Annotated in this window: 20 protein-coding genes; 9 read left to right on the plus strand and 11 right to left on the minus strand. The window is 67.3% G+C overall.

Going from position 1 to position 23137, the window contains the following annotated elements; all coding sequences use genetic code 11:
• Positions 1-268 precede the first annotated feature (268 nt).
• Both ACRB8A_RS15610 and ACRB8A_RS15615 read right to left on the minus strand, forming a co-directional pair.
• Positions 269-1216, minus strand: a complete 948-nt coding sequence (locus ACRB8A_RS15610) for a carbohydrate ABC transporter permease (RefSeq protein ID WP_050684359.1) — start codon at positions 1214-1216, stop codon at positions 269-271.
• Entirely contained in the window at positions 1206-2150 is a 945-nt protein-coding gene (locus ACRB8A_RS15615) for a carbohydrate ABC transporter permease (protein ID WP_050684358.1), read from the minus strand. Before ACRB8A_RS15615 ends, ACRB8A_RS15610 begins: the two co-directional genes overlap by 11 nt.
• A gap of 380 nt (positions 2151-2530) precedes the next feature.
• On the opposite strand from ACRB8A_RS15615, the gene ACRB8A_RS15620 reads away from it, so the two are divergent.
• The 5 genes from ACRB8A_RS15620 to ACRB8A_RS15640 are packed head-to-tail and all read left to right on the plus strand — an operon-like array spanning position 2531 to position 8224.
• On the plus strand, positions 2531-2812 hold the full coding sequence (locus ACRB8A_RS15620) for a hypothetical protein (RefSeq protein ID WP_432245066.1): 282 nt from the start codon (positions 2531-2533) through the stop codon (positions 2810-2812).
• Positions 2809-3798, plus strand: a complete 990-nt coding sequence (locus tag ACRB8A_RS15625; protein WP_432245067.1) for an ABC transporter substrate-binding protein — start codon at positions 2809-2811, stop codon at positions 3796-3798. Before ACRB8A_RS15620 ends, ACRB8A_RS15625 begins: the two co-directional genes overlap by 4 nt.
• 51 nt (positions 3799-3849) lie before the next feature.
• Positions 3850-5034 (plus strand): acetylesterase, encoded by a 1185-nt coding sequence (locus ACRB8A_RS15630; protein WP_432245068.1) that lies wholly within the window; start codon positions 3850-3852, stop codon positions 5032-5034.
• Positions 5031-7094, plus strand: coding sequence for a DUF6807 family protein (locus ACRB8A_RS15635; protein WP_432245069.1), 2064 nt, complete (start codon positions 5031-5033; stop codon positions 7092-7094). The genes ACRB8A_RS15630 and ACRB8A_RS15635 overlap by 4 nt, the downstream gene beginning before the upstream one ends.
• Complete coding sequence (locus tag ACRB8A_RS15640) at positions 7091-8224, plus strand: M24 family metallopeptidase (RefSeq protein ID WP_056596463.1); 1134 nt, start codon at positions 7091-7093, stop codon at positions 8222-8224. The genes ACRB8A_RS15635 and ACRB8A_RS15640 overlap by 4 nt, the downstream gene beginning before the upstream one ends.
• 84 nt (positions 8225-8308) lie before the next feature.
• On the opposite strand, the gene ACRB8A_RS15645 is transcribed toward ACRB8A_RS15640, so the two are convergent.
• From ACRB8A_RS15645 to ACRB8A_RS15665, 5 genes are read right to left on the minus strand one after another with little or no spacing between them, the layout of a single operon-like run.
• Positions 8309-9760 (minus strand): aldehyde dehydrogenase (NADP(+)), encoded by a 1452-nt coding sequence (locus tag ACRB8A_RS15645; RefSeq protein ID WP_050684353.1) that lies wholly within the window; start codon positions 9758-9760, stop codon positions 8309-8311.
• Positions 9761-9806: 46 nt separating this feature from the next.
• Entirely contained in the window at positions 9807-10916 is a 1110-nt protein-coding gene (locus ACRB8A_RS15650; RefSeq protein ID WP_056596460.1) for a mandelate racemase/muconate lactonizing enzyme family protein, read from the minus strand.
• Positions 10916-11821 (minus strand): 5-dehydro-4-deoxyglucarate dehydratase, encoded by a 906-nt coding sequence (locus ACRB8A_RS15655; protein ID WP_056596458.1) that lies wholly within the window; start codon positions 11819-11821, stop codon positions 10916-10918. Before ACRB8A_RS15655 ends, ACRB8A_RS15650 begins: the two co-directional genes overlap by 1 nt.
• On the minus strand, positions 11818-12780 hold the full coding sequence (locus ACRB8A_RS15660) for an NAD-dependent epimerase/dehydratase family protein (RefSeq protein WP_285240387.1): 963 nt from the start codon (positions 12778-12780) through the stop codon (positions 11818-11820). Before ACRB8A_RS15660 ends, ACRB8A_RS15655 begins: the two co-directional genes overlap by 4 nt.
• A 30-nt stretch (positions 12781-12810) precedes the next feature.
• Positions 12811-14247: a Gfo/Idh/MocA family protein gene (locus ACRB8A_RS15665; RefSeq protein ID WP_050684349.1), complete on the minus strand. Its 1437-nt coding sequence runs from the start codon at positions 14245-14247 to the stop codon at positions 12811-12813.
• Positions 14248-14601: 354 nt separating this feature from the next.
• Between ACRB8A_RS15665 and ACRB8A_RS15670 the strand changes: the two genes are divergently transcribed.
• Positions 14602-15636 carry a LacI family DNA-binding transcriptional regulator gene (locus ACRB8A_RS15670; protein WP_050684348.1) on the plus strand — a complete coding sequence of 345 codons (1035 nt, stop codon included), beginning with the start codon at positions 14602-14604 and terminating at the stop codon, positions 15634-15636.
• A gap of 81 nt (positions 15637-15717) precedes the next feature.
• On the opposite strand, the gene ACRB8A_RS15675 is transcribed toward ACRB8A_RS15670, so the two are convergent.
• Positions 15718-16410, minus strand: coding sequence for a FadR/GntR family transcriptional regulator (locus ACRB8A_RS15675; protein ID WP_056597393.1), 693 nt, complete (start codon positions 16408-16410; stop codon positions 15718-15720).
• 97 nt (positions 16411-16507) lie between these two features.
• On the opposite strand from ACRB8A_RS15675, the gene ACRB8A_RS15680 reads away from it, so the two are divergent.
• A complete protein-coding gene (locus tag ACRB8A_RS15680) occupies positions 16508-17845 on the plus strand; it encodes an alpha-hydroxy acid oxidase (RefSeq protein ID WP_285240386.1) in 1338 nt (445 codons plus the stop codon).
• Between the two features lie 103 nt (positions 17846-17948).
• On the opposite strand, the gene ACRB8A_RS15685 is transcribed toward ACRB8A_RS15680, so the two are convergent.
• Together ACRB8A_RS15685 and ACRB8A_RS15690 are read right to left on the minus strand one after the other, a co-directional pair.
• Entirely contained in the window at positions 17949-18545 is a 597-nt protein-coding gene (locus tag ACRB8A_RS15685; RefSeq protein WP_050687443.1) for an ArsR/SmtB family transcription factor, read from the minus strand.
• Between the two features lie 77 nt (positions 18546-18622).
• The gene (locus ACRB8A_RS15690; protein ID WP_432245070.1) at positions 18623-19834 is read right to left on the minus strand and encodes an acetoin utilization protein AcuC; all 1212 of its coding nucleotides are present in this window, start codon (positions 19832-19834) and stop codon (positions 18623-18625) included.
• A gap of 103 nt (positions 19835-19937) precedes the next feature.
• Between ACRB8A_RS15690 and ACRB8A_RS15695 the strand changes: the two genes are divergently transcribed.
• Positions 19938-21371, plus strand: coding sequence for a TrkH family potassium uptake protein (locus ACRB8A_RS15695; protein ID WP_432245071.1), 1434 nt, complete (start codon positions 19938-19940; stop codon positions 21369-21371).
• 40 nt (positions 21372-21411) lie between these two features.
• Positions 21412-22050, plus strand: coding sequence for a potassium channel family protein (locus ACRB8A_RS15700; RefSeq protein WP_018761823.1), 639 nt, complete (start codon positions 21412-21414; stop codon positions 22048-22050).
• Positions 22051-22078: 28 nt separating this feature from the next.
• Here ACRB8A_RS15700 and proC read toward each other — a convergent pair whose 3' ends face one another.
• The gene (gene proC / locus ACRB8A_RS15705; RefSeq protein ID WP_050687435.1) at positions 22079-22912 is read right to left on the minus strand and encodes a pyrroline-5-carboxylate reductase; all 834 of its coding nucleotides are present in this window, start codon (positions 22910-22912) and stop codon (positions 22079-22081) included.
• Between the last annotated feature and the right edge of the window lie 225 nt (positions 22913-23137).

Below are 23137 nucleotides of genomic sequence, written 5' to 3' on the forward strand. Positions count from 1 at the left end.
TCTTCGTTGATCTGGTGCTGGGGATGGATGCGGGATGTTGGGCGTGAGCCGCCGGGTTACTGCGAAAACGTTTACTGGACCTAATAGTACAAGTGGCTAACTTGTATTACAAGACGTTTTCACGGCAATTTTCCGGCCGGCCCGGCAGCCCGGTAACGCGACCGGAAAGTCCCGGGAGCGGCGTCATCCGGACAGCGGACAAGCGGACGGCCCGCCGGATCGACGGGCCGCCCGCTTGCGGGAGGGCTGGTGCTGCGGGGCAGCAGGCCTATTTGATGCCGGTGGTGGCAATGCCCTTGATGAGGAAGCGCTGGCCAAAGAGGAACACCAGGAACACGGGCAGGAGCGAGACGATGGACATGGCGAACAGTGATCCCCAGCTCGTGGCGGACTGCGAGTCAACGAAGGCCCGCAGCGCCACGGGAACGGTGAACATGTCCGGGTCCGTGAGGTAGATCAGGGCGCCGAAGAAGTCGTTCCAGGTCCAGATGAAGGTGAAGATGGTGGTGGTGGCCAGGGCCGGCACCATCAGCGGCAGGATCACGCGGAGGAAGATCCGCGGGTGGCCGGCACCGTCGATCCGGGCCGCCTCGTCCAGGTCCTTGGGGATGCCGCGGATGAACTGGACCATCAGGAACACGAAGAACGCATCCGTGGCAAGCAGCTTGGGAACCAGCAGCGGCCAGAAGGTGTTAACCCAGCCGATCTGCGAGAACAGGATGTACTGCGGGACGATCACCACGTGGAACGGCAGCATGATGGTCAGCAGCATGATGCCAAAGAACAGCTTCTTGCCGGTGAACTGCAGCCGGGCAAACGCGTAGGCGGCCATGGAGCAGGAGATCAGGTTGCCCAGGATGGAGCCGATCACCACGATGGCGGAGTTGAGCATGTAGTGGCCGAACGGGTGGGTCAGGGCGGACCAGCCGTCCGTGTAGTTGGACATTTCCAGGCTGCTCAGCCACAGGCCGGGGTCGCGGAAAATGAGTTCGTTGGGCCGCAGGGAGGACACCACCATCCACAGCAGCGGATAGATCATCAGGCCGCCGGCCAGGATGAGGATGGCATGCTTCGTCAGCGCCTTGGTGCGCTGGGCCCGGCTGAACGCCAGGGTTCCCCTGGACTCGCGGACTCGGGCCTTGCGGTTGTTCGTAGGCTTGCCGGCGCCTCCGGACTTCTTCTCCGGGGTGGGCAGCGTCTCCAGCTTAGTCGTCATAGAAAACCCAATACTTAGAAGCGATGAAGTTGATGGCGGTGAATACACCGATGATGACCAGCAGGAACCATGCCATGGCCGAGGCGTAGCCCATGTCGAACTGGCCGAATCCCTTTTGGTAGAGGTAGAGCGTGAAGAACATGGTGGAGTCGGAGGGTCCGCCATTGCCGCCCGAGACGATGAACGCCTGGGTGAACGACTGGAAGGATCCGATGATCTGCAGCACCAGGTTGAAGAAGATGATGGGGCTCAGCATCGGCAGGGTGATCCGCCAGAACTGCTGGAGGGTGGACGCGCCGTCAACCTTGGCTGCCTCGTAGTACATCACCGGGATCTGCCGGAGGCCGGCCAGGAAGATGATCATCGGGGCGCCGAAGGTCCAGACGTGCAGCAGGATGATGGAGCCAAGCGCCGTGCTGGGATCCGAGATCCACCCCGGCCCCTGGATACCGAACATCGCCAGGACCTGGTTGACCAAGCCTGTGGTGCCAAAGATCTGCTTCCAGAGGATGGCAACAGCCACCGAACCGCCCAGCAGCGACGGCAAGTAGAAAATGGAGCGGTAGAACGGAAGGCCGCGCAGGCCCTTATCCAGCACCAGCGCGATGAGCAGGGCCACCGCCAGCTGCAGCGGAACGCCGATGAACACGTAGGTGAACGTGACACCCAGCGAGTTGTGCAGGCGCGCGTCGGTCAGCATCCGGGTGAAGTTCTCCAGGCCGGTCCATTCCGGCGGCTGGAGCAGGTTGTAGTCCGTGAAGGACAGGTAGAGGGACATCAGCATGGGGCCGATGGTGATGGCCACCAGGCCCACCAGCCACGGCAGCAGGAAGATGTACGCGGCCTTGTTGTCCCGGCCGTTGGCCTTCTTTTCCTCGGCGGTGATCTTGCCCTTCCGCCGGCTGATGGAGCTGAGCTCGCTCATGGCGCTCATTGCGGGGACTCCGTCCCTGTCATCAGGACCGCTGCTGCCGGCATTCCTGCCGGGCGCGGTGTCCTGGGTATGTGCTTCGCGGCCATGTGGTCTCCTTTGGTCATCGTGGCCTCCACGTAGGTGAAAATCGCCGAGGGCGATAAGTTCGGCACCTCCTGCCGCCGGGCCCGCTGCATCCGTGTAACGGAAAACGGGTAGCCCTGCACTGCAGGAGTGCTGCTGTCGAAAAAGCGGCTCCGTACCAAAGTAAACGCTTTCTTGACTCCTGTATAGCCCTTTGTTAGTTTTTGAGAAAACGTTTTCTGTGTTGGGCGTCACTCAACACTAGATCACACAACCAAAGGGGCAGGACAATGCGGTTTCGTCTTAATAGATCTGTAATGGGGGTTGCCGGGGCGACGGCGGCACTGGCAATGGTCCTGACAGGTTGCGGCAGCAGCCCGCAGGCCGGAAAGGTGGGAACCGTGGAGGATCCGGTCACCATCCGGTTCGCCTGGTGGGGCAACGACTCCCGCGCCAAGACCACCCTGGACGTGATCAAGGACTTCGAGGCCGCCAACCCCACCATTAAGGTCCAGGGCGAAAACACCGAGTTCAGCTCCTACTGGGACAAGATGGCCACCCAGATCGCCGGTGGCACCACCCCTGATGTTTTGCCATGAGCGGCTCCTACCCCAGCGAATACGCCAGCCGAGGGGTGCTGCTTGACCTCGGCACCGTCAGCGAGCAGCTGGATACGTCCAAGTTCGCCGAAGGTACCGTGGATCTGGGCAAGATCGACGGCAAGCAGTACACCATCACCGCGGGTGTGAACTCCATGTCCATGGTCATCGATCCGGTGGTCTTCGAGGCCGCCGGTGTGCCGTTGCCGGATGACGAGACCTGGACCTGGGACGACTACGTGGACATCGCGGCCGAAGTGGCCAGCAAGTCACCGGCCGGCACCTTCGGCACCACGCCGATGTCCAACGATTCGTTCCTTGCCGTTTGGGCGCGCCAGAACAACGAAACCCTTTACACCGACGACGGCAAAAAAATGGGCATCAGCGAGGACACCCTGGCCCGCTGGTTCGAGCTGAACAAGAAGCTGATGGACACCGGCGGGGCACCGTCAGCCTCCCAGACCGTGGAGGACGGCTCGGCCCAGCCCGAACTGACCCTCATGGGCCAGGGGAAGCAGGCCATGAAGATTTCCTGGAGCAACCAGATGACGTCCTACTCCGGTGCGCCGCTGGTCATGATGAAGATGCCCGGCGAGAGCAAGCAGCCCGGCGCGTGGCTCCGTTCCTCCATGGAATACGCCATCTCCGGCAAGTCCGCCCAGTCCAAGGAAGCAGCGTTGTTCATCAACTACCTGGTCAACAACATGGACGCTGCCACCAAGATCAAGAGCGACCGCGGCATGCCGGCCAACACCGAGCTCAAAGCCGGAATCCTGCCGCTGCTGAAGGACGCCCAGCAGAAGGAGGCGGGCTACCTTGACCGCATCGCGGAGCTCAATGTGTCCGCTCCCCTGCCGTTCCCCGCAGGCTCGTCCGCCACGCTGGAAGTACTGAACCGGTACAACACGGACGTATTGTTCGGGAAGGTCTCCCCACAGGAGGCCGCCAAGGCCATGATTTCCGAGGTCAACCAGAACCTGGGCTGACCGGCCCCACGCAACGCCAGTGCACATCAACCACAGTCCGGAGGCAGTTTCGTGAACAACACAGTGCGGCCCAGCGCGATTGCCGCCTACGAGGACTGGCCTGCCTATGTCCGGGCCCATCCGCGGTACCGGGCCGGAACGCCCGCTTCGCAGGAGTTCGCCGACGCGCTGGGGGTTCCCGGCGCGTCGGCAGCGCCGCAGGTGGAAGTGCAGTGGGAGGAAGAGCACGACGGCGTCACCACCTCCCAGCTCAGCTGGCAGTTGGGTTTTGGCCCCCGCACCACTGGCTGGCTGGTCCGCCCGGCCGGCAGTTCCGGCCAGCTCCCCGGGGTACTGGCGCTGCACTGCCATGGCGGCAACAAGTTCGGCGGCGCGGACCGGCTGGTGGAGCTGCCGGACAGCCACCCGTCGGCGGCCGCAGCCCGGGCCAACCTGTACGACGGACAGGCACTGGCCACGGAAACCGCCCGGCGGGGATTCGCTGTCCTGGCCCACGATTCGTTCGCCTGGGGCAGCCGCGGTTTCGACCTGTCCACCCTGCCGTGGCGGACCGGGGCGGGGCTGGAGGCAAGGCGGGCGCAATGGCGGCAGGACGGCGTCGTGCCCTCCGATGCTGACCTGTACAACGCTGCCGCGGGCATCCACGAGGACACCGTCGCCAAAACGGCCGGCCTGCTGGGCACCAGCCTGGCCGGGATGGTGGCCCATGACGATCTCGCCGCGCTGGACATCCTGGCCGGCCTGCCAGGCGTGGACGCCGGCCGGCTTGGCTGCATGGGTTTCTCGGGTGGCGGCGGCCGGTCCCTTGCACTGGCTGCGCTCACCCCGGCGATCCGCGCCTCGGCCATCACCTGCATGATGACTACCTTCGAATCGCTGCTGCCCGCCTACCTCGATGCCCACTCCTGGCTGCTGCAGACACCCGGGCTGTGGAAACTGGGCGATTGGCCCGAACTCACCGCACGCTCCCCTGCCGCGGCCTTCCTGGTCCAGTACGCGCTGGCCGACCAGTTGTTTCCCGAAGCCGGCATGCGCCAGGCCCACACCATCCTTGAAAACCTCCACCCGGCGGACAGGTACACCGGAGCGTTCTGGCCGGGCGGGCACGTTTTCACGGCCGCCATGCAGGACCAGGCCTTCGAATTCCTCGGCCGCACCCTGGGCGCCACCGCCCCGCTACCTGCAGACGACGCCTCCCACCGCATTCCCTCCAGCCCCCAAGGACCCCATTCATGACCCAGCAATCAACCGCTGAACACGGCACCCCGGCTGCAGCAGCCACTCCGCCGGCCATTCCGCGCATCGCGCTTGTAGGCGTCCACGGCTTCGGCGAGCGCCACCTGGCAAACCTCACGCGGCTGGAAGCAGCCAGCGCCCTGGAACTCGTGGCCGTCGCCGACCCCAACCCGCCCGAACCAGGCAAACTTGCCGGTTCGGTGGCCGTGTTCCCCACCCTGGACGCCCTGCTCGCCGACGGACCGGGCGCCGACGTGGTCATCCTCGCCACCCCCATCCAGACCCATGCGCCCCTGGCCATCGCTGCCTTGGCGGCCGGGGTGGACGTCTACGTGGAGAAGCCGCCGGCCGCATCGCTGGCCCGGTTCCAGGACATGCTGGCCGCCGCAGAGGCGTCCGGCGGGCGCGTCCAGGTGGGCTTCCAGAGCCTCGGCTCCACCGCGCTGCCGGCCATCCGGGAACTCGTCGCGGCGGGCACCATCGGTGACGTGCTGGGGCTGAGCGCCACAGGCCAGTGGCTCCGCACCAAGGGATACTTCAAACGCTCCCGCTGGGCCGGGAAGCGGAACCTGGGCGGCGTCGACGTGGTGGACGGCGTGGCCACCAACGCCCTGGCGCATGCCGTGGCCACGGGCCTGCACCTGGCCGGGGCCCACACGCTGGCGGATGTCGCCTCGGTGGAGGCTGACCTTTACCGGGCCCATCACACCGAAAGCGACGACACCTCGGTCCTCCGGGTCCGCACCGCCACCGGCACTACCCTGCTGTGCGCCTTGACCCTGTGCGCTCCCACGCAACTGGACCCCTCCGTCACCATCCACGGAACCCGCGGCGAGATCACCCTGTTCTACACCCGGGACGAGGTGCTCATCAGCACCCCGGACGGCGAAGAACGGCAGCAGCACACCCGGACGGACCTGCTGGAGAACCTGCTCGCGGCCCGGGCCACCGGTGTTCCGCTCCTCAGTTCCCTTGCAGACACCGGTGCGTTCACCGCTGTCCTGGAAGCCATCCGTACCGCCCCGGACCCGCAGGCCATCCCCGACGCGCACCTGACCTGGGAGGGCGAAGGCGACGACGCCCATCCCGTGGTCCACGGCATCGCCGGCCTCATTGACCGGGCAGCCAAGTCCCAGGCGACGTTTGCAGAACTCGGCGTCCCCTGGGCGCGCTCCCTGCCGCCCGCACGAACCCTGAAGCTGTCCGGCCACACCGTGGCCGGGTACCAGGACGGCAGCCGCATCCGTGCGGTGTCCTCACCCCGGCCCTACCTGCACCCTGTCCGGACCGCTGCGGGCACCGTGGTCACGGACCACCAGCCGCTGGACCACGTGTGGCACCTCGGCGCCGGCGTGGCCCTCCAGGATGTGGACGGCATCAACTTCTGGGGCGGCCGCACCTACACGCGCGCAGCCGGCCAGTACGTCTGGCGTCCTGACCACGGCAGCATCACGGTGACCGCCGCGGCGCAGACCGACGCAGCGGACGGGAAGCCGGGAACGTTGCAGGAGACCCTGTCCTGGCAGGGCCCGGACGGCACCCCCGTCCTGGTGGAGGAACGCACCTGGTCCTGGTCCGGCGTCGGGCCCGGCGTGTGGCAGCTGGGGCTGGACTTCGCGCTCTCCCCCGCCGGCGGACATCCCGTGAGCCTGGGCAGCCCGGGCTCCAACGGCCGCCACGAAGGCGGCTACGGCGGCTTCTTCTGGCGGTTCCCCGCCTGCACCGACGCCTCCGTCCGGACCGCGGCCAGCGAGGGCGAGTCCGCTGTCCATGGCAGCGTGGCGCCCTGGCTGGCCTGGTCCGGGTCCTTCACCACGGACGACGGCGGTGCCGCGGCCGGTGCCACGCTGGTCTTCCTCGCCGAAACAGGCTCCACGGACCCGTGGTTCGTCCGCGTTGACGGCTACCCCGGGGTGGGCCAGTCACTCGCCTGGGACACCCCGGTTATCGCCACCCCCGGCAATCCCGTCCGGCGCCGCGTCACCGTCCTGGTGGCGGACGGCATCCTGGGCACCCCCGACATCGAAGCACTGATCAAGCAGCAAAGGGACCTCACATGAGCCAGACAACAGTTAACCCCGGCCAGCTGCAGCCACCCGCACCGGAGTCCGGCACGCGCGCTGCCCCTGCCTCCGCGGCGGACCGGGCCATCAAACGGCGCCGGGTCCTGGACATCCTGGACGCGGCCGGCCGGGATTCCCTGCTGCTCTCCACCCACACGGCCCTCACCTGGTACCTGGACGGCAGCCGCGTCCACATCAGCCTCGCCGGCGACCCCGTTGCCGCGATGCTGGTGGACCGCGACGGCGACCACCTGGTCACCTTCAACAACGAAGCGGGCCGGATCGCCGCCGAGGAGCTGCCGTCCGGCGTCGCCCTCCACACGGCGCCCTGGTACGGAAGCCTGCACGAGGCCGCGGCAGCCCTGGGGGCACCCGGCTCAGCTCCCCTGGCCGAAGCTGATGTCGCGGCGGAACTCCGGGCCGCCAGGCAGCAGCTGCTGCCGGCGGAAAGCGACCGCTACGCCAGGCTGGGCGCCGAACTGGCTGTCATCCTGACGGACGTCCTGTCCACCGCAACACCCCGCACCACGGAGTTCGACATCGCCTCAGCCCTGGCCGGGCGGGTGGTGGCCGCCGGTGCGGAGCCCCTGGTCCTGCTCTGCAACGGCAGCGCCCGCAGCCAGTTCCGGCACCCGCTGGCCACCCACTCGCCGCTGGGCCGCCGCGCCATGGCCGTGGTGTGCGCCCGCCGGGACGGCCTGGTTGCCAACATCACCCGGTGGGTCAGGTTCGACGCCGGCAGTCCGGCCGAGCGCGACGCCGAGGCCCGCATCGCGGCCGTGGAAGCCGACATCTTCGACGCCACCGTCCCCGGCACCACCCTTGACCGGGTTTTTACCGAGATCAAGTCCGCCTATGTCCGGCACGGCTTCGGCGCCGAGCAGTGGGAACAGCATCACCAGGGCGGCCCCGCCGGCTACGCGGGCCGGGATCCGCGGGTCACGGCTGCTGTCACCGATACCGTGGTCCAGGACCAGCCCTTCACGTGGAACCCGTCAGGACCCGGCGTCAAGATCGAGGATACGGTCCAGCTGACCGGCTCGGGCGTCCAGGTCCTCACGGCTGATCCGCGCTGGCCCGCGGCCACCGTGAACGGGCTGGCACGGCCCCTCACGCTGCAGCTGTAGGGCCTGCCCGGCAGACAGAAAACCCCGGGACATCCGTCCCGGGGTTTTCTGTTGAATGAAGCAGCCTGCTGCAGGTCCCTGGAGTTACGGCAGGACCAGCTTGCCGTCCACGCGGCGCGGGATGCCCAGCGGGTTGGCGTCCTGCAGGGCGGGGTGCAGCACCGATTCGGGGGCATCCTGGTAGGCCACCGGACGCTGGAACCGGCGGACCGCGGTGGCCCCTACCGAGGTGAACAGTGAGGTGGTGGCCGGGTACGGGCCGCCGTGCTGCTGCGCCCAGTTGACTGCCACCCCGGTGGGCCAGCCGTCAAACAGCACGCGTCCTGCCAGGCCGGCCAGCTGTTCCACCACAGAAGCGACGTCTTCGCCGGGCTCGGCGTGGACCGTGGCGGTCAGGCTGCCGGGAACCTTGGCGAGGACCTCGGCCAGCTCTGCCTGGTTGGTGTACTCGATCAACATGGTGGTGGGCCCGAAGCACTCCTCGAGGAGTTCTTCGGGGCGGTCCAGCACGTGGGCTGCGGTGGTGGAGAAGATCACCGGGGCTGCACCGTTGGCGGCGGCGTCCTGGTCAACGCTGCCGCTGACCACCTCCACGCCGGGGACGGCAGCGAAGCTGTGCAGGCCGCCCGGGTAGGCCTCGGCGATCCTGCCGGTCAGCATCGGCAGGGCAGGCTTGTCCTTGCTGGCTTCGGCGAGGTCGGCGGCAAACGTGGTGCCGGCCGGAATGAACACCAGGCCCGGCTTGGTGCAGAATTGGCCGGCGCCCAGGGTGAAGGAACCCGCAAGGCCAGCCGCGAGGGCGGCGGAGCGGTTCTCCAACGCGGCGGCGGTGACCACCACGGGGTTCAGGCTGCCCAGCTCGCCGTAGAACGGGATGGGTTCGGGCCGGGAGGTGGCGAGGTCAAAGAGCGCCCGCCCGCCGGGAATGGATCCGGTGAAGCCCACGGCCTTGATGGCGGGATCCTGGACCAGCGCGGTACCCACTTCGCGGCCGCTGACCAGCGCAAACAGGCCTTCAGGGGCGCCGGCACCGAGCAGGGCTGCGGTCACGATCTCCGCGGTCCGCTCGGACAGCCGGACGTGGCCGGAGTGCGCCTTGACGATCACTGAGGAACCCACCGCCAGTGCAGAGGCAGTGTCGCCGCCGGCCACGGAGAACGCGAACGGGAAGTTGGACGCAGCAAAAACAGCCACCGGGCCGATCGGCTTCAGCAGCCTGCGGAGGTCCGGCTTGGGCGGCGTGGCGGCCGGGTCAGCGTGGTCGATGACCGCTTCAAGGTAGGAGCCCTCGGTGATGACCTTGGCAAACAGGCGCAGCTGGCCGGAGGTGCGGGCCACCTCGCCGGTGAGCCGCGGAACACCCAGGCGGGTCTCGGAATCGGCGATCTCCACCAGTTCGGCGGAGTTGGCATCCAGTGCATCAGCCACGGCCGTGAGCCAGGCGGCCCGCTCCGCGTCTGAGGCGGCGGCCGAAATCCTGGCCGCCGTAGTGGCTGCGGCGGTGAGGTCTGACAGGGAAAGCGTTGCAGTAGTCACGTTGGGTACCTGTTCCTTGTATCTGGTGTGGTGGCTGCGGGATCGATCAGGGCTGCCAGGGATCCCGGAAGCTGAATCCCAGGCCGGGCTGGTCCGTCAGGCTCACCCGGCTGTCGCTGAAGGTCACCGGCGCCGGTCCGGCCAGGATGCCCAGCTGTTCAAAGGATGCCTGTTCAACATCCTCCACCAGCGTGGGCTCTGCCAGGGTCAGCGCCAGTTGCCCCGAAAGCTCGGGCAGCAGGTGCGGCATCACCTTGATGCTGTTGGTCCGTGCCAGTTCCACAATCCGCCGGAACGGCGTGATGCCGCCTACCCGGATGATGTTGGGCTGGATGATGTCCACCGCTTCCGCTTCAATAAAATCGCGGAACCGGTAAATGGTGTGCAGGTTTTCGCCAAGGGCGATAGGGACCGGCGAATGCTTGCGGAGCCTGCGGTAGGCCCACAGGTCGTCGGCCCGGATGGGTTCCTCCAGCCATTCCAGGCCGAATTCAGCCAAAACGTCCAGTGCTTTGAAGGTGGTGGGCAGGTCCCACCGCTGGTTGGCGTCGATCATGAGTTTGCGGTCCGGCCCCAGCACGGAGCGCACTGCTGCCAGGCGTTCGGCGTCTTCGCGCACGTCCGGCTTACCCACTTTGACCTTGACGGCCCGGTGCCCGGCGGCGACCCAGCGGCGGGCCTGGTTCACAAGTTCGTCAAGGGTGTAGTGCAGGTTGACGCCGGAGCCGTAAACTTCGGCGGATTCCTGCCGCTGGCCCAGCAGGCCGGGAACGGAGGTGTGGGCCTGCCGCGCCTGCAGGTCCCAGAGGGCAAGGTCCACCCCGGCCATGGCGATGGTGGTGAGCCCGCCGCCGCCCGCTTCGTGCAGCCGCTTCCACAAGGCGTCCCACACCGTTTCGGGGTGGGCCGGGAGCCCGGTGATGAACGGGGCAATGTCGTGGTCCAGCAACGCCTTGACGGCGTGCGGGCCGATGGTTGGCGTCCAGGAGAAACCGTGGCCGGTGCCGCCGTCGTCCGTGTGGAGTTCGGTGACAATCACGTGGTTTTCCGGCGCGTCCGCTCCCCAGCTCAGGCGCAGGGGCACCGTGATCAGCCGGGTGGAGAGCCCGGTGATCCTCGGTGCGGTGCGGACCGCCCCGGCGGCGGGGGCGCTCATCAGCTGCCGGCCAGCTCGTAGCCCTTGGCGAGGATGGCCTTGAGCTCCAGGACCTGGTCCTCGGTGGGGTCGGTCAGCGGTGGCCGGACGGGGCCCACGGGGAGCCCGGCCAGGCGGAGCCCGGCCTTGATCAGCGAGACGCCGAAGCCGGGGGTCTGGTCGCGGAGCCGGACCAGGGGCGCGTAGAAGCCCGCCAGCAGGGCGTTGCGCCGGTCCTCGTCACCGTTAATGTAGGCGTCATAGTAGGCCTTGGCGATTTCAGGGGCCATGGCGAACGCGGCGGAGGAGTAGAGCGGAATGCCCAGGCCCCGGTAGGCGCCCTGGGTCAGTTCCGCAGTCAGCAGGCCGTTGAAGAACGCGAAGTCCTCCCGGCCGGTGGCGCGGACCGCCGAGACGATCTCCTGGGCCAGGCCCACGTCGCCCAGGCCGTCCTTGAAGCCAATGACCTTGGGGTTGGCTGCAAGCCGCACCATGGACGCTGCCGTGAATTTCGCGTTGCCGCGGTGGTAGACGATGACCGGCAGTGAGCTGGCGTCCGCCACGGCCTCGATGTAGGCCACCAGGCCGTCGGTGGGACCTGTCACCAGGTAAGGCGGCAGGACCAGGAGCGCATCGGCGCCTGCTTCCTCGGCAACCCGGGCCGAGGCCAGGGCGTGGCCCAGCGGGCCGCCGGCGCCTGCAACGACGGGGACCTTCCCGGCCACAACCTCGACGGCGGCGCGCACCACGGTGCCCACCTCTTCGAGGCTCAGGGCGTGGTATTCACCGGTGCCGCAGGCGGGAAAAACGGCGCCGGGGCCGAAAGGCAGCCGGGAGCTGATGTGCTCCTTGAGCAGGTCCGTGTCCACGGCACCTTCGGCCGTGAAGGGGGTGACGGGAAAGAAAAGTACGCCGTCGAATTTCATGCTGTCTCCTTGGGGCCGCTGCCGGCGCTGACCAGCGCGGCGGGCTCTTCGTTGGGGATGTTGGATTTGAGTTCGGTGCGCCAGCTGCGCTTGGGCTGCCAGCCCAGGAGGTCCTGGGCCTTGGCGATGGAGAAGGCTGGGCTGGTGCCGGTGAGGCCGGCACTGATGGCTTCGCTGCCGGGCAGGAACGCCGGCATCAGTTCCGCCAGCGGGGCAACGGCCAGGGCATCGGCAGCGCCCACAAAGAAGGTTTCGCCGTTGGGGATGGTGTCCATTTTTGCCAGCAGCAGGTCCAGGAAGTCAGCCACGTCCCGGGCGTCCACGTAGTTGAACAGGGCAGGCGCGGAGAGCGCGGGGTCCGCCAGCCGCTCGGCCAGCGTGTGACCCTGCTGGGTTGGCGCGCCTTCCCACTCTTCGGGCGAGATCACGTAGCAGGGCCGGAAGGCCGCGTAGCGGATCCCCTGGCCCTGGGCCGCAGCGAACATCTGCACTGTCTGTTCGGCGATCAGCTTGGACAGGGCGTACGCGTTCCAGGGCTTCGGGACGGTCCGTTCATCCAGCGGGAACGCCTCCGGCAACCAGCCGGCCGGCGATCCGTAGCCCAGCACGGTGGGGCTGCTGGCCGTGACGATCCTGTGCACGCCGGCGTCCGTTGCCGCCGACACAACGGCAAACGCGAGCCGGGTGTTGGTTGCGAAAATGACGTCCTCCGGCGCGCTGAACGGGACAGCGATCGCCGCAAGGTGGATGACGGCGTCGGGCCGGGTTTCCCGGATCAGCCGGGCGGCTTCGCCCGGCGCCAGGAGGTCGGCGGTTTGCTGTTCGACGCCGGCCGGCAACTGGTCCGCCGGGACGGCGTCCCGGTCCACCGAGATGACGTGGTGCCCGGCTGCTGCGAGCCCGCCCACCACACTGCGGCCCAGCCGGCCGGAGCCGCCGGTAACAAAGATCCTGCTCATGGTTGTTCCTTCAGGTTCTCAGGGCACGGATTAGGCGCCGCGGCGAAGGTCGACACCGAGGTCGAGGTCTTCGATGCGGACGGGCAGGGAGGATTCCAGCGAGCGGTTGCCGGCGATGCCGACAGATACCGAACGCAGGCCATCCAGGTAGCCGGACGGCCGGCCCAGCGGGTCTTCGCCGGGTCCGTTGAACAGGTCGGACAGCAGCAGGGCGTCGCCGCCGCCGTGTCCGCCTTCGCCGTTGACGATCGGCACCTCGTAGGCAGCTTCCCAGTGGCGCTGGACCACCAGGCGCTCGCCGTTGCGGCGGATGGCGTCGTCTTCCTCGATGGGGGTTGCGCTCGGGTCCACCACCGTCTTTTTGTCCGTGCTGGACGTGACGGCGGCCCGCTCCACCACCTCAAGTTCGGCGCGGCCTTCGGTGCCGTTGACGGAAACGCGGTAGCCCTCCCACGGGCTGTGGGCGTTCAGGGAGTAGCTCAGACGCGGCCCGCCCTGGTATTCGACGACGAGCGCCAGGTTGTCCTCGATGGTGATGCCACCGGTGAAGACGTCCTGGTCGCGGCGGTAGCCGTCGTAGTGCTCGTTGTCCAGGAAGAGGGCCTTGAGCCGCTCGTCATCCCGCAGGTCAAGGGTGAACGGATCCTTCGCCGTGGTGGCGGGAGCATCGGCGTCGGGTGTGCCACGTTCCGGACGCGGGCCAAGTCCGCGTTCCGCGGCGTTTTTGTCGCCATAGAACTTCAGCCCACCGGAGGCGAAGACGCGCTCGGGGACGTCATTGATCCACCAGTTGACCAGGTCGAAGTGGTGCGAGGCCTTGTGGATGAGCAGGCCGCCGGAGTTCTTCTTCTCGCGGTGCCAGCGGCGGAAGTAGTCGGCGCCGTGGACGGTGTCCAGGACCCAGCTGAAGTCGACGGAGGTGACCTTGCCGATCACGCCGCTCTGGATGATCTCCTTCAGGGCGCTGTTGCGCGGTGAGTAGCGGTAGTTGAACGTGACCACCACGTTCCGGCCGGTCTCCTGCACCGCGGCGGTGATCCGGCGGCAACCTTCGGCGTCGATGGTGAGCGGCTTCTCCACCACCACGTCGGCGCCGGCGCGCAGGGCTTCGACGATGTAGTCGGCGTGGGTGTAATCGGGCGTGGTGACCACAACGCGGTCGATGTTGTTGGCCTGGATGAACGCGGTGAGGTCGGCGGGATCAAACGATGCCACCGGTCCCGGCGCGCCCAGTTCCTGGATCAGCTTCTGGTAGAACTCCACCCGGCCGGGGTTGACGTCGGAAAACGCCACCAGCTCGGCGGTCCCGGCGTGCTCGCCGTAGACGGCGCGGATGTACATTTCGGACCGGCCGCCGGTGCCGATCAGGGCGAGGCGGGCTTTTCCGGTCCCTGCGGCAGCGGTGCCGGCCGTGGGAGCGGACTGGGGTGCCGTTGCTGGTGAACTCGACTCGGCTGTGCTGACCATGGGGTCCCTTTCGACGTGTACCCGGCCGCGTGGGCGGCTCCAGGAGGTTCGGCGTGGGCATTTTGTTCCGCCCGGCGAGAAAGCGTTTTCTCAGATCGCTATATGATTTGTATCAACCTCCGGCACCATCCGTCAACCATATGGACACTGGCAGAAACCGTTTTCTTCGGCACTGTCGTGCCATCCGGGCGGAAAACCGTCCGGATAGTGTGGGAAAACGCGGGAAAACAGTAGAAATCGTTTTCCCGCACCGTTATATGCTGTGACTCATTACCCGGCACCCCGGCGTGGGATGCCGCCACCGGAGGCAGGAGGCCAACGCCCCCTGCCCCGGCATAAAACGAAGGGACCACCATGGTCAGGAGATCGGCAACCGGCAGGATCGGCATCGCAGATGTCGCCGTCAAGGCAGGCGTCTCGCACGCCACGGTTTCCCGCGTGATGAACGGTAACTTCACGGTGGACCCGGATATCGCCGCCCGCGTCCGGGCAGCCGCTGCGGAGCTGAAGTACCAGCCCAACCCTGTGGGCCGCAGCCTGGCGCTGGGCAAAACAGACACCATTGGCATTGTGGTCCCGGACCTGGCCAACCCCACCTTCCAGGCCATCCTGCGTGGCCTGAGCCGCGCCGCCGCGCAGGACGGCTACCGCGTCCTCATCGCCGATTCCTTCGAGGTTTCCAGCGAGGAAGCGATCCTGGCCGGCGAAGCCCGGCGCCGGTGCGACGGGCTGGTCCTCTGCGCCCCGCGCATGTCGGATGCCGAACTGGAAGAGATCGCACCGTCATTGCGGCCCCTGGTGCTGATCAACCGGACCACCGATGCCGACGACATCCCCAGCCTGGTGGTGGATTACGGGCAGGGGGTCCAGGACATCGCCGAACACCTGGTGGAACTTGGCCACACCCGCCTTGCGTTCCTGTCCGGCCCGCCCCGCAGTGCCTCCAACGGGCTCCGGCTCCAGGGCCTGGAGGCCTTCAAGGCCGCCCACCCCCAGGTGGAGGTCAGGATGCTGGAAGGCGGCTCGGACTTCGACACCGGCCACGGGGCAGTGGACGCCGTCCTGGAAAGCGGCGCCACGGGAATCCTGGCCTTCAACGACCTCGTGGCCATGGGCCTGATGAGCGGGCTACATGAGCGCGGCCTGCAGGTCCCGGGGGACATTTCGGTGACAGGCTTCGACGACATCCCTTTCGCGAAGTACACCACCCCCGCCCTGACGACGGCGGCCGTACCCATCACCGAACTCGGCGAGCAGGCCTGGCACCAGCTCCGGGCCCTCATCCGGAAGGAAGACAACGACGCCCCGGGCAGCCGCTACCAGCCACGGCTGGAAGTGCGGGCTTCCACCGGACCGGCCAAGGCTCCACGGCAGGCAGTCCACGGCTGAGCTTTCCCGGTCCGGCCCGACCACCCTCCGCCGCCGCCTGGCTCCGCGCCGTCTGGCCCCTTTCCGTCTGGCCCCTGAGGGTCAGGCGGACGGACCCAGCCCCGCCTCCTGGTAGTACCCCTCGATGTGGGCCGCCACGAGCTTTGCCGCCCGCCCGCCGTCGTGCGCGGTAATGGCGTCGAGGATCTGGTGGTGCTCTGCCATGAGCCGGGACGCGGTGGCCGCCCAATCAGGAAGGTTGGCGGTCAGCCGCCCCGCGTAACCCTGGATCGATTCGCGCAGCGAGCCCATCATGGCGCTCACCACGGCGTTGCCGGCAGCATCCGCCAATGCCAGGTGGAACTGCACATCCAGGGCCAGGAATTCGTCCACTGACAGGCCCGGCTCGTCCATCCCGGCCAGCAGCGCCGCAGCGTTCCGGAGCCCCGGGGCGTCCGGGCTGGCCTGGGACACCGCCCAGGATTCGAGCAGCACCCGGGTTTCCACGATGTCCTTGACCGGCAGGTGCTGGGTGGCCACGTGGAGCCGGAGGGCCGAGCCCAGGGCCGCCGTCGGATCCGAAATCACCACGGTGCCGGCTTCGGGGCCCGAGCCCACCCCGGCACGGACCACCCCCATGGCTTCAAGGATCCGGATGGCTTCCCGGACCGAGGTCCGCGACACGGCCAGCTGCTCAGCAAGGCTCCGTTCGGCCGGCAGCCGGCCGCCCACCATCAGCCGGCCAGCGGAAAGTTCGTTCTCGATCCAGGTCAGGACCAGCTGGTGGGTACGCATGATGCAATGGTAGTTGATGTGGTTGGACCACATGCCCTACAGTGTGGTTAGACCACAGAGGTTCCGCCGCGGACCTGCCGGCCCAATGGAGGACGCCATGACCCACACCATCCAGCCCAACAATCCGGAAACCACACCGGCCACGGCCGCCACGGACGTTCCGGCCGCGCCTGTTTCCGCTCCCGCCGCCGCTGCGAAGTCAGTGCCCGCGGCCCTGAAGCGCCGGATCCCCAAGTACTCGGACCTGGCCCCGCTGATGCAGTTCAAAAAGCCGGAGTTCAGCAAGGAGGCGCGGCTCAAGCGCGCCAGCACCATCTGGGAACTGCGCGACATGGCCAAGCGCCGCACCCCGCAGGCACCGTTCGACTACACGGACGGTGCCGCCGAGGAGGAAATCACCCTCCGCCGCGCCCGCCAGGCGTTCCTGGACATCGAGTTCCGTCCGGGCATCCTCCGGAACGTCTCCAGCATCGACCTGAGCACCGAGATCCTGGGCAAGACCTCCCGCCTGCCCGTGGGCATCGCCCCCACCGGCTTCACCCGGATGATGCAGTCCGAAGGCGAGTACGCCGGCTCCCAGGCTGCCGAAGCCGCCGGGATTCCCTACACGCTCTCCACCATGGGCACCGCGTCCATCGAGGACGTCGCAGCGGCAGCCCCGAACGGCCGCAACTGGTTCCAGCTCTACCTGTGGACGGACCGCGACCGGTCCCTGGAACTGATCGAACGCGCCGCCAAGGCGGGCAACGACACCCTGATGGTCACGGTGGACACCGCCGTCGCCGGCGCCCGGCTGCGCGATGTCCGCAACGGCATGACCATTCCGCCGGCACTGACCGTCAAGACCGTCCTCGACGCCTCCTACCGGCCGGCCTGGTGGTTCAACTTCCTCACCCACGAGCCGCTGACCTTCGCATCGCTGTCCCGCTACACCGGCACCGTCGCGGACCTCATCAACTCCATGTTCGATCCCACCCTCACGTTTGAGGACCTCGACTGGCTGCGCGAGACCTGGAAGGGCAAGCTGGTGGTCAAGGGCATCCAGACCGCCGAGGACGCCCGCCGCGTGGTGGACCACGGGGCCGACGGTGTGGTGCTGTCCAACCACGGCGGCCGCCAGCTGGACCGGGCGCCCATCCCGTTCCACCTGCTGCCTGAGGTCAAGGAAGCCTTCACCAAGGACAACTCCGACGCCGCGATCATCCTGGACACCGGCATCATGAGCGGCGCGGACATCGTCGCGGCACTGGCCCTCGGCGCGGACTTCACGCTGATTGGCCGCGCATACCTCTACGGCCTGATGGCCGGCGGCCGGCTGGGCGTGGACCGCGCCCTGCAGATCCTGGAGAAGGACATGGCCCGCACCATGGCGCTGCTGGGCGTCAGCCGGATCTCGGAGCTCACCCCGGACCACGTCCGCCTGCTCAACAAGTAGCCCGAGCCCACCCCGGCCCCGCCCCCTCCCTCCCAACTGACTCGCAGTTGTTGTCGTTTTGAGCGCTGAAAACGACAACAACTGCGAGTCAGTTGGGTGAGGGCTACTTCTTGCGGCCGAACTTGGGGAGGTTCGCCAGCAGGTCCGCGGCCTTCGTGGCGGCACGGCCCACGGTGCGGCCAATCTGCTGGGGAACAGTGTCGTCGCTGAGCGTGGTGCTGGTGCCGCCGGGAATCACGACGGCGGCACTCAACTCGGCACCGTCCCGCACCAGGACATCCGCCGGGCTGGAGTCCGCAACGGCTGCCAGCGGTATGTCGCCTGCGGTGGAGCGGGCTGTGGTTTCTGCAGACGGGGCCGGTGCTGCCACCACAAACGCCGGAGCCTGGCCCGGCGCAGGCGGCTGTACGGAAGGGGCCGTCTCCGCGGCAGCCCCGCCGCCGACGTCGAACGTCTCCAGCCAGCTGGCAATGCCCTCCAGCGGCTTCCGGTTCAGAGCGTAGTAACGCTTCTGGCCCTGGGCCCGCATGCTGACCAGCTGGGCCTCGCGCAGAACTTTCAGGTGCTTCGAAATTGTGGGCTGGCTCGCGGCCAGCTCCTCCACCAATTCCCCCACGGCCTTGTCGCCGGCACGCAGGGACACCAAAATGTCCCGCCGGGTCGATTCCGCAATGACGGCAAATACGTCGTCTGTCACCATGCCTCCCACCCTAGCGACATATACGCCGAAAGGCATCCACTATTTCGGCGGATGCAGTGCCCCGGCCGGGGGCGGTTTCAGTCAAACCACGGGTCCAGCCCATGCACCGGGAAAACGGCCTTGCGGGTGGCCATCACGGTGCGGTCCACGGCGTCGTTGGGATCAAATCCCACCTCCCAGGAACGCCACCACAGCTCCACGTCATCGCCCATCAGGCCCGGCGCAGCGGTCCCGAACTTCTCCTCCACATACCGGCGCCAGTCATCCGGCACAGGGGTCCGCAACGGCACCGGACGGCCCGCGGCGATTGCTATCAGGTGGCTCCAGGCCCGAGGAACCACTTGGAGCACGTTGTATCCACCGCCGCCGGTGGCGATCCAGCGGTCGCCGCAATGGCGTGCAGCCATATTCCCGACGGCGGTGACCGCCTCGCGTTGTCCGTCCACGCTGAGATTGAGGTGCGTGAGGGGGTCCCCGCGGTGCGAGTCGCAGCCGTGCTGGCTGACAATCACCTCCGGCGCAAAGGCAGCCACCAGTTGCGGCACCACGGCGTGGAAGGCCCGCAGCCAGCCGGCGTCCCCGGTCCCTGACGGCAACGCAACGTTCACCGCCGTTCCTTCGGCATTGGTCCCGCCGGTCTCGTTGGCGAAGCCGGTCCCGGGAAACAGGGTCAGGCCGCTTTCATGCAGCGACACGGTGAGCACCCTGGGATCGTCCCAGAAGATGCTCTGCGTCCCGTCGCCGTGGTGGGCGTCCACGTCGATGTACGCCACTTTGCTGACGCCGCCGTCCAGCAGCCGCTGCACGGCCAGGGCCGCGTCGTTGTAAATACAGAACCCGCTGGCCCTCTCCCGGGACGCATGGTGCATGCCGCCACCGAAATTCACCGCATGCAGCGCGGAGCCATCCAGGATCCGCGAGGCAGACATCAGCGAGCCGCCCGCCAGCCGGCCGGCGGCCTCGTGCATGCCGGCGAAGGCAGGATCATCATCGGTCCCCAGGCCGCGGGCCTGGTCCGTCTGGGTGGGATCGGTACTGACGCGGCGCACGGCCGCCACGAAGTCGGTGGAATGAACTGTCGACAGTTCCTGGTCCGTGGCCACTTCCGGGGCCGCGACGTCCACGTGCGGCAGGTCGAAGAGGCCCAGGCTGCCGGCCAGCCGCGCCGTCAGGTCCATCCGCTCAGGCGCCATCGGGTGGCCGGGACCAAAGTTGTAGGCCGTCATGGCAGGGCTCCACGCCACAGTGGTTGGCGGCGCGGGCTGGCTGAGACCGGGCAGGTATGTCATCAATCACAGGCTACCGGAGCGCGGTGCACCGAAGCCCCGGCCATTACGCCGGTATTAGTGGTTTACTACTCAGGGAAGCAGTTTCGACCGAGGAAAAGCACACATGACGCAAAGCCAGTCGAGGCCCCGGAACCCGGCCAGCTGGCACCCCGCAGCGCAGGACCGGGAGGGCCTCTGGATCTTCACGCGGCTGCGCGACTTCATTGACGACATCGCCAACACCTCCCCCGCCCGCCTTGCCCTCAGCGCATTCGCCGCGGTGTGCCTGTTGTTCACGTTCCTGCTGTCCCTGCCGTTCGCCTCAGCCACGGGAACCCCCACACCCCTGTACCAGGCCATGTTCACGGCCGTCTCGGCAGTCTGCGTCACGGGCCTGACAGTGGTGTCGACAGCGGTGCACTGGTCGTTTTTCGGTCAGCTGGTCATCCTGGTGGGCATCTTCGTCGGCGGTCTCGGCACGCTGACACTCGCCTCGCTGCTCGCGCTGATGGTGAGCAAGAGGCTGGGCGTCCGCGGCAAGCTGATCGCCCAGGAAGCCATGAACAACGCCGGCCGCCTGGGTGAGGTGGGCACCCTGCTCCGGATCGTCATCACCACGTCGGTGGTGATCGAGGGGATCCTGGCGCTGGCCCTGATTCCTCGGTTCCTCACCCTGGGCGAACCGTTCTGGCAGTCCGTCTGGCACGGTATTTTCTATGCCATTTCCGCGTTCAACAACGCGGGCTTCACGCCCCATTCTGACGGCATCGTCCCCTACGAGACGGACCTCTGGATCCTGGTTCCCCTCATGCTGGGTGTATTCCTGGGCAGCCTGGGCTTCCCCGTGGTGATGGTCCTGCAGCAGAACGGGCTGAACTGGAAGAAGTGGAACCTCCACACCAAACTCACCATCCAGGTCTCGTTCATCCTCCTGGTCTCAGGCTCGGTCCTGTGGGGGCTGATGGAATGGGAAAACCTCCGGACCATCGGCGGCATGGACCTGGGCGACAAGATCACCCATTCCCTGTTCGCGTCCGTGATGACCAGGTCCGGCGGCTTTAATCTGGTGGACCAGAACCAGATGGAGTCCACCACCATGCTCCTCACCGACGCCCTGATGTTTGCCGGCGGTGGCTCCGCTTCAACAGCCGGCGGCATCAAGGTCACCACGATTGCCGTGATGTTCCTGGCCATCGTTGCCGAAGCCCGCGGCGACGCCGACGTAAAGGTTTATGGCCGGACCATCCCGCAGGGCACCATGCGGGTGGCCATCTCGGTCATCGTGGCCGGAGCCACGCTGGTGTCCGTGTCAGCGTTCCTGCTGCTCCACATCAGCGGCGAATCCATGGACCGGGTACTGTTCGAGACGATCTCCGCATTCGCCACCGTGGGGCTCAGCACCAACCTGAGCGCCGAGCTGCCGCCGGAAGGCGTGTATGTCCTGACGGCGCTGATGTTTGCCGGCCGTGTGGGCACCGTGACCCTCGCCGCCGGACTGGCGCTGCGCCAGCGCAGCCAGCTGTTCCACTACCCCGAAGAGAGGCCCATCATTGGCTAGTTCACCAGACGCTCCCCGCAGGCCGGCCCACAACGCACCCGTGCTGGTCATCGGGCTTGGCCGCTTCGGGTCGTCCACCGCTGAACAGCTGGTGAAGCAGGGCCGCGAAGTGCTCGCGATCGAACGCGACCGGAACCTGGTCCAGAAATGGGCACCGCTGCTCACCCACGTGGTGGAGGCGGACGCCACCAACATCGACGCGCTCCGCCAGCTGGGCGCGCAGGAGTTCAGCTCCGCCGTTGTGGGAGTGGGAACCTCCATCGAGTCCTCGGTGCTGATCACCGTGAACCTCGTGGACCTCGGCATCGAACACCTGTGGGTCAAGGCCATTACGCCGTCCCACGGCAAGATCCTCACCCGGATCGGCGCCAACCACGTGATTTATCCCGAAGCCGACGCCGGCGTCAGGGCCGCACACCTGGTGTCCGGCCGCATGCTGGACTTCATCGAGTTCGACGACGACTTCGCCATCGTGAAGATGTACCCGCCCCGCGAAACGGTGGGCTTCACCCTTGACGAGTCGAAGGTCCGTTCCAAGTACGGGGTGACCATCGTGGGTGTGAAGTCTCCCGGCGAGGACTTCACCTACGCCCGGCCCGAAACCAAGGTCTCCTCCCGCGACATGCTGATCGTGTCAGGCCACGTGGACCTGCTGGAACGCTTCGCGGCAAGGCCCTGATCCCGGACGGTGGCGGTGGACCAGGGCCTCAGCCGAGCTGTTGCGTGATTTCCGCTGCCCGGTCAGCGGCGGCGCGGGCGCCGGCGGCAATGATCGCGGGGATGCCCTGCTCGTCGAACGTTGCAATTGCGCGTTCGGTGGTGCCGTTGGGGCTGGTCACCGATTTACGCAGCGCGGCGGCATCGGCGCCTGGTTCCGCCAGCATAAAGCCGGCTCCGGCCACGGTTTCGCGGGCCAGGAGCTGGGACAGTTCGCGGTCCAGACCCAGTTCCTCGCCAGCGGTCGCCATGGCCTCGGCGAGGTAGAACGCGTAGGCCGGGCCGGAGCCGCTGATGGCCGAGAGCGCGTCCACGTGCTCCTCGGGTACTTCCACCACGGTTCCGGTGCCCTGCAGGAGCTCCTTGACCAGCTGCAGCTGGTCCGGGGAGCAGTTGGTGCCAGGGGAGACCGATACCACGCCGCGGCCAAGCCGGGCCGGCGTGTTGGGCATGGACCTGATGACGGGCTGGCCATCCGGCAGGGCAGCTTCAAGCTGGGCAAGGGACACCGCCGCCGCGACGCTGACCACGATGGTGTCCGGCGACAGGGAACCGCTGATTTCGCGGGCCAGGTCGGCGATGCCCACCGGTTTGACGCCAAGGATGACCACGGCAGAGCCAATGCTGGCCTGCTTGTTGTTGTCCGGTTCCTCTTCGCCGGCAATGGCGGTGATTCCCGGATGGCGTTCGGCAAGTTCCGCAGCGCGACCAGCCCTCCGGACGGTGGCCACGATGTCTGCGGGACTTGTTCCCGATTCCACCAGGCCACCAAGGATGGCTTCGTTCATGGATCCACAGCCAAGGAATGCGATTCGGTTGCTCATGACTCCATCATTGCAGTTCGGCTGTTCCGGCGCAGATGTGAAGATTCCCAGCCGGCTCCCAGATCCACTGCAGGGACTTCACAAGTTGGGTCCCTAATGTAGTTATTACCTCATTGAGGGTGCGAGTGATGCGGCAGGGATGGGGATTCCTGCCCGAGGCACCGGAGGCCGGCAGCGGGTTTCCCCCCATTTTCCTGCTGCCGGCCCCGGTGCTTTCGCTTTTAA

This window comes from Arthrobacter sp. G.S.26 (assembly GCF_050847375.1).
Taxonomy (GTDB): Bacteria; Actinomycetota; Actinomycetes; order Actinomycetales; family Micrococcaceae; genus Arthrobacter.